At 70.3% G+C, this 1,289-nt stretch carries 1 protein-coding gene; it reads right to left on the bottom strand.

Translation table 11 applies throughout. The features are described from left to right. Positions 1 to 35: 35 nt before the first annotated feature. Positions 36 to 1,148 (bottom strand): peptide chain release factor 2, encoded by a 1,113-nt coding sequence (gene prfB / locus ACFU6K_RS39205; RefSeq protein WP_380671486.1) that lies wholly within the window; start codon positions 1,146 to 1,148, stop codon positions 36 to 38. Positions 1,149 to 1,289 lie beyond the last annotated feature (141 nt).

The raw sequence follows: 1,289 nt of genomic DNA, 5'->3' as shown, positions 1-1,289 counted from the left end.
CCGCTGCGGTCGGGGCCCTTCCTCGTTGTCTGCCGCTACTCGGCGCTGGTCTCGCGCTGCTTGCGCCAGCGGATCCCGGCCTCGATGAAGCCGTCGATGTCGCCGTCCAGCACGGCCTGCGGGTTGCCGGCCTCGTACGCGGTGCGGACGTCCTTCACCATCTGGTACGGGTGCAGCACGTAGGAGCGCATCTGGTTGCCCCAGGAGCTGCCGCTGTCCTTGAGCGCGTCCATCGCCGCCTTCTCCTCCTGGCGGCGCCGCTCCAGCAGCTTGGCCTGGAGGACGTTCATCGCGGACGCCTTGTTCTGGATCTGCGAGCGCTCGTTCTGGCAGGAGACCACGATGCCGGTCGGGATGTGCGTGATGCGCACCGCCGAGTCGGTGGTGTTGACGCCCTGGCCACCGGGGCCGGAGGCGCGGTAGACGTCCACCCGGAGCTCGCCCTCGTCGATGTCGACGTGGTCGGACTGCTCGACCACGGGGAGCACCTCGACACCGGCGAAGGAGGTCTGCCGGCGGCCCTGGTTGTCGAACGGCGAGATGCGGACCAGGCGGTGGGTGCCCTGCTCGACCGAGAGGGTGCCGTAGGCGTACGGCGCCTTCACGGTGAAGGTCGCGGACTTGATGCCGGCCTCTTCGGCGTACGAGGTGTCGTACACCTCGGTGGGGTACCCGTGCCGCTCGGCCCAGCGCAGGTACATGCGCATGAGCTGCTCGGCGAAGTCGGCGGCGTCCACGCCACCGGCCTCGGCACGGATGTTGATCAGCGCCTCGCGGGCGTCGTACTCGCCGGACAGGAGGGTACGGACCTCCAGCTCCTCGACCGCCTTCTGGAGGGCGACGAGCTCGTTCTCGGCCTCGGCGCGGGTGTCCGCGTCGTCCTCGGCCTCGGCGAGCTCGAACAGCACGCCCAGGTCGTCGATACGGCTGCGCAGGCCCTCGACCCGGCGCAGTTCGCCCTGGAGGAAGGAGAGCCGGCTGGTCACCTTCTGCGCGTTCGCGACGTCGTCCCACAGGGTGGGGGCGGCTGCCTCCTCCTCCAGGACCGCGATGTCGGCCCGGATCTTGTCCAGGTCGATGACGGCCTCGATCGACCCCATGGTCGTATCGAGGTTCTTGAGCTCTTCGGAAGGATCGACGGCTGCCACGCCCCCAGGGTAATGGTTCCGGGAGTGGTCATGACGACACCCCCGGTTCCCCCGGCGTCACGACGGCGGCCACGGCCCCGGGCACGGCCTCGGCTACGGCGCCCGCGAGGCCGTGCCGGACACCGCGGGACGGGCCGGGTG

The organism is Kitasatospora sp. NPDC057512, from assembly GCF_042802135.1.
Lineage (GTDB): Bacteria > Actinomycetota > Actinomycetes > Streptomycetales > Streptomycetaceae > Kitasatospora.
This window is presented reverse-complemented; position numbering and strand designations above follow the sequence as displayed.